Annotated in this window: 5 protein-coding genes and 1 rRNA gene; all 6 read right to left on the bottom strand. The window is 69.8% G+C overall.

Annotation, left to right across the window (positions count from 1 at the left end):
• Nucleotides 1-48: 48 nt before the first annotated feature.
• Nucleotides 49-864 carry a phosphatase gene (locus CW362_RS42325; RefSeq protein ID WP_103554894.1) on the bottom strand — a complete coding sequence of 272 codons (816 nt, stop codon included), beginning with the start codon at nt 862-864 and terminating at the stop codon, nt 49-51.
• Nucleotides 865-1,106: 242 nt separating this feature from the next.
• On the bottom strand, nt 1,107-2,279 hold the full coding sequence (locus CW362_RS42320) for an acetoin utilization protein AcuC (RefSeq protein ID WP_103554893.1): 1,173 nt from the start codon (nt 2,277-2,279) through the stop codon (nt 1,107-1,109).
• Complete coding sequence (locus CW362_RS42315; protein ID WP_103554892.1) at nt 2,230-3,447, bottom strand: MFS transporter; 1,218 nt, start codon at nt 3,445-3,447, stop codon at nt 2,230-2,232. The genes CW362_RS42320 and CW362_RS42315 overlap by 50 nt, the downstream gene beginning before the upstream one ends.
• 129 nt (nt 3,448-3,576) lie before the next feature.
• Nucleotides 3,577-4,308: a VC0807 family protein gene (locus CW362_RS42310; RefSeq protein WP_240658345.1), complete on the bottom strand. Its 732-nt coding sequence runs from the start codon at nt 4,306-4,308 to the stop codon at nt 3,577-3,579.
• A 134-nt stretch (nt 4,309-4,442) separates the two neighbouring features.
• Complete coding sequence (locus CW362_RS42305) at nt 4,443-5,087, bottom strand: HAD family hydrolase (protein WP_103554891.1); 645 nt, start codon at nt 5,085-5,087, stop codon at nt 4,443-4,445.
• 68 nt (nt 5,088-5,155) lie between these two features.
• Nucleotides 5,156-5,219: ribosomal RNA gene (gene rrf / locus CW362_RS45875) — 5S ribosomal RNA — on the bottom strand; the annotation flags it as partial.

The following is a 5,219-nucleotide window of genomic DNA, read 5'->3' as shown; positions in this document are numbered from 1 at the left end:
TGTAGGGGCGGGTGATGCGAGTGGGGAAGAGGGGATGCCGTCGGCCGCCTACTGTGACAGACACGCCCGATCGAGTACATAGCGCGTAAGCGGCCGGTAGTAATCAGACCGCACAGCGTCATCTAACGGAACGGCGACGGCCACCCGCCCCTCCGCCTCCCCGACGAACAGCGCGGGATCGTCCGTATCGGCCAGCCCGATGGCGTCGAACCCCAACTGACCTGCACCGCAGACCCATCCGTGGTCTCCGATGACCAGCTCCGGGAGGGGTCCTCCACCCTCCGCCGCGGCCGCCAGAACGGTCCGGACCGGGAGGGGTGAATGGGTGTGTGCGCCGGTCGTGCGACCGGCGGCCCCCGCCTCCGGTTCGCGCACCAGCGCGACACCTTGTACGTAGTCGACGTTGTACGTGCGTAGACCGAACCGGGTCGTTATGTCGATAGAGCTACCCTGCGCGGGGGTGAGGACGGTACATCCAGCCGCCGACAGGGCGTCCGCGAGTGCGGCGTAGAAATCGATCAGCCGGTGCGGGTGACCCGTGCCGAGAAGCACGGGGTGACGGTGACGGGCCGCTTCGGCGAGCCGTTCCGCGAAGGCGTCGAGAGCCCCCAGGGTCCGCTCCGGGTCGATCACATCATGCCCCGAAGTGTTCGACGGATCAGCCGAGACTCCGCATTTGTCGGCCATCAACTCGATCAGATCCCGCTGGCCCCACGTCCATTCGGGATCGAGTCCGAGCAGCACACGGGGGTCACGGGCGGCGAAGAGCCGGTAGCTGCGCAGGCTCTCCTCGCGCGAGGTGGCCACGGGCCCGGCCAGCCGGGCGGCCAGCAGGTGTGCACGCAAAGCTCCGGTGCTCAACACGTCAGCGATGCTCGCGCATCCACCGATGCCGGATGCACGAAATGCGGACTATGCCCCACAGTTGGCCTAGTGGTCCCTCCTGTCACCGGCGGCCCACCGGCAGCTCACCGACGGCTCACCGGTGAGCTGCCGGTGACAGCGGTGACAGCGCCTGCGTCATCAGCGCCAGGACGACGGCCGGAAGGCCCGCACGAGGCCTACGCGCACGATGCCTACGGGAGCATCCCCGCAGCGGGAACCTCCTACGGGAGCATCCCCCGCAGCGGGAACACGGCCTTGCGCGTCGCCACGATCGCCTGGTCGAGGCGGTCCGCCGGGTCGTACCCCGCCTCCCAGTCCTTCCAGGACACCGGCCACCGTCCGTCCGTCATCCGCATCGGCGCCAACTGCCGCGTGCGGGCGAAGACCTCCTGCCGCCAGCTCTCCGGGACCACCGTCTCCGGCTCGAGGGGACGGCCCGCCGCGACGGCCACGAGATGCGTCCACGAGCGAGGCACCACCTCCACCACCGCGTATCCGCCGCCCCCCAGCGCGACCCAGCGCCCGTCGGCGTACGCGTGTGCCAGGTCGTGACAGGCGACCTGCACCGCCCGCTGCGCGTCGAGCGAGACGGCGAGGTGCGCGAGCGGGTCCTCGAAGTGGGTGTCCGCGCCGTGCTGGGTGACCAGCACCTGCGGCCGGAAGTCGGCGATCAGCTCGGGCACCACGGAGTGGAAGGCCCGCAGCCAGCCCGCGTCCCCGGTGCCCGCCGGCAACGCGACGTTGACGGCCGAGCCCTCCGCGCTGTCCGCCCCGGTCTCCTCGGGCCACCCGGTCTGCGGGAACAGCGTCCGCGGATGCTCGTGCAGCGAGATCGTCAGAACCCGCGGATCCTCCCAGAAGGCCGCCTGGACACCGTCACCGTGGTGCACGTCGACATCGACGTACGCGACCCGCTCGGCGCCCAGCTCCAGCAGCCGGGCGATGGCGAGAGCCGCGTCGTTGTAGACACAGAACCCGGAAGCACTGCCGGGCATCGCGTGGTGCAGCCCGCCGGCGAAGTTCACCGCGTGCAGCGCGTCCCCCCGCCACACCGCCTCCGCCGCCCCCACGGACTGCCCGGCGATCATCGCGGACACCTCGTGCATCCCGGCGAACGCGGGATCGTCTTCGGTACCCAGGCCGTACGCCTGGTCGGCCGACCGGGGATCGGCGGACGCGGCCTTGACCGCCGCCACGTAGTCCTCGCGGTGCACCAGCCGCAGGGTCGAGTCCCCGGCGGGCTTCGCCGCGACGACGGCGACATCACGATCGAGCCCGAAGGCGTCGACGAGTCCCCGGGTCAGCCGGAGCCGGACCGGATCCATCGGATGGTCCGGACCGAAGTCATACCCCGTTACTGCCTCGTCCCACATCAGCTGTGCGCGGCCGCTCATGCACGTCACCGTATCGGTCCGGTTGAGGTTCGAACGAGCGGGCGTACCCCAAGGTCGCGAGGACGAGCACCATCGGTACGAGCATGGCCCCGCGGTAGTTCCACGCGTCGCCCAGCGCGCCCACCAACGGGGAGCCGATCAGGAACCCGACGTAGTTGAAGATGTTCAGCCGCGCGATCGCCGTGTCCGACGCCCCCGGGAAGAGCCTTCCCGCGGCCGCGAAGGTCTGCGGCACGATCACGCACAGCCCGAGCCCCAGCAGCGTGAAGCCCAGCATGCCCACCCCGGCCCCCGGCGCGACCGCGACCACGCCGAACCCGAGGGCGGCGACCACGGCACCCAGCCGCACCACCGCCACGGCCCCGAACCGCCGCACGCCGAAGTCCCCGACGGCCCGCCCCACCAGCGTCATCACCATGTAGACGTTGTACGGAACGGTCGCCGTCTGCTCCGAGCTGCCCAGCACGTCCTTGAGGTACTTCGCGCTCCAGTTGGAGACCGTCGAGTCCCCGATGTAGGCGAACGTCATCACCAGGCACAGCGGCAGCAGCAACTTGAAGACGAGCGGCCCCGCACCGGCGCCGGCCTCCGCCTCCCCCTCGCCGTCCGCGCCCCCGTCGACGTACCACCGGCTGCCCACCAGACACAGCGGCAGCAGCACCAGCACGACCGGCAGGTACGACACGAAGAGCGACAGGTGCCAGTGCGCCCCGGCCCACGCGAGCGAGGCGCCGACGATCCCGCCCAGGCTGTACGCGGCGTGGAAACCGAGCATGATGCTGCGCCCGTACGACCGCTGGAGACTCACCCCGAGCATGTTCATCGAGGCGTCGAGCCCGCCGACCGCGAGACCGAAGGCACCGAGGGCGACGGCCACCTCGACGAGCTGGTCACCGGCGCCGACACCGAGCAGGGCCAGCAGCACGACCGGCTGCGACCACCGCAGGATGCGGCTGGGACGTATCCGCTTGACCAGCTGCTCGGTCGTGACGCTGCCCACCCCGGCGAGGACCGGGACCGCGGCCAGGAACACCGGCAGGAGCGCGTCGGAGATCCCGTACCGGTCCTGGATGGCCGGGATACGCGTCACGAGCAGCGCGAAGGCGGCGCCTTGGGCGAAGAAGCTGAACGCCAAAGAGGCCCTACCGCGCCGCAGCACATCTGTCATGGCGGCGAGCGTAGGGCCCCGGCTTACCGGTGGGTAGATCAAGTTGAAGATGAATTTTGCTCAGCTCTTCGGGGAGGGACCGTCGAGGTCTTCCCGGCGGACCCGTCCGGGTCCGCCCCCCGGGACGCTTCAGCTGTGCGTCCCGGACCCGGCGGCGAGCTCCTGCTCCAGCATCTTCTCCATCGGGACGACGGCGAAGCGCCCGCTGAGGAAGAAGGCGAGGGCCATCGAGGCGACGGTGACGACCGTGCCGAGCCAGACCATGGTGTCGATCGGCAGCGTGTAGGCGCCCACGACCTTCGCGACGCACTCGCTGAGCAGGACCGTGCCCCACACCAGCGAGAAGGTCCGCTCCGCCTTGCGGAAGGCCTCGGAGCCGGCCGCCAGCCGGTCCCAGGCCGCGGCCCGCGCCGCGTCGCCCTTCACGAGGAAGGGCTTCATCCCCTGCGTCATCATCGGCCGTCCGAGCTTCACGGACACCAGGATGCCGATCCCGATCGCGCTGCTGACCCCGCTGTCCTTCGCCAGCATCAGCCGGGGGTCACCGGCGACCAGGCTGAGCGCGAGACCGACCACGTTCACGAACAGGATCAGCGCGGCGAGGGCGTTGAACCTGCGCTCCTTGACCACGCCCCACACGGTGCGCACGGCCGGGACGACGCTGCTCCAGCCGAGGGCCGCCATCGTGCTCATCCCGAACCCGTTCTTGAGCAGGTAGTACGACCCGACGGGCACCGCCACGTCCAGGATCAGCGGCAGGAAGCTCGGCTTGGAGGCGGCGGCCTCCTGAGCGGTGGCCGTGCCCGCACGGTCGGAGCGGACGGTCTCTTCGGTGCTGATCTCGGTGGCGGTGATGCTCATGATCGGGTCCCTCCGTCGTCGCTGTGTACGTCCCGTTTCGATGTACTCAGCTTCGCGGTCGGACCCCACCCGCCGACAGAAACGATCGTCCGGGTCTCCGCATGACAAATGTCAGCGCCCGCCGATGGGTGCCGTCATACCAGCAGGTCAGCCAACTCCCCCATGTCGGAGAAGAGTTGGGTGGCACCGGTGAGCCGGTCCGCCGGTGTCATGGCGGTGAACCCGTACACGTCCATCCCGGCCGCGTTGGCCGCCTGGACGCCCAGGGGACTGTCCTCGACGACGGCGCACCTCTCCGGCCGTACGCCCATGCGCTCGGCTGCGTGGAGGAACAGATCGGGGGCCGGCTTGCCCCGCCCGACGTCCTGCGAGCTGAAGACCCGCCCCTCGTCGAACCACCGGTCGAGCCCCGTCGTCCGGTGTCCGACCCGGATCCGCTCATGGCTCCCGGAGGAGGCCACGCAGTACGGCACGCCGTCCGCGGCCAGCTTCTCCAGCACCTGGCCGGCACCGGGAACGGGCTTCAACTCCCTTTCGAAGGCGGCGAAGACCCGCGCGTGGAACACGTCGTCGAAGTCGTCCGGCAGCCGCCGGCCGGTGCGCTCCAGGACGAGGTCGTGGATGCGGTGCATCGCGGAGCCCATGTAGTCCCGCAGGGAGTCCTCGTACGAGGTGGGGTGCCCGAGCTCGGTGAGATAGGCGGCCAGCAAGGTGTTGGAGATCGGCTCGCTGTCCACGAGGACACCGTCGTTGTCGAAAATAATCAGGTCGTAGCGCATAACAAAGACCCTAAACGCAGAAAACCCCCGTACCGGTATCCCCGGCACGGGGGTTTTCTTCAAAATTTGTTCGGCGGCGTCCTACTCTCCCACAGGGTCCCCCCTGCAGTACCATCGGCGCTGTGAGGCTTA

Origin of the sequence: Streptomyces populi (assembly GCF_002911015.1) — a bacterium.
Lineage (GTDB): Bacteria > Actinomycetota > Actinomycetes > Streptomycetales > Streptomycetaceae > Streptomyces > Streptomyces populi.
Note: the sequence above shows the minus strand (reverse complement) of the source record. Positions and strands in the feature narration are given on the sequence as shown.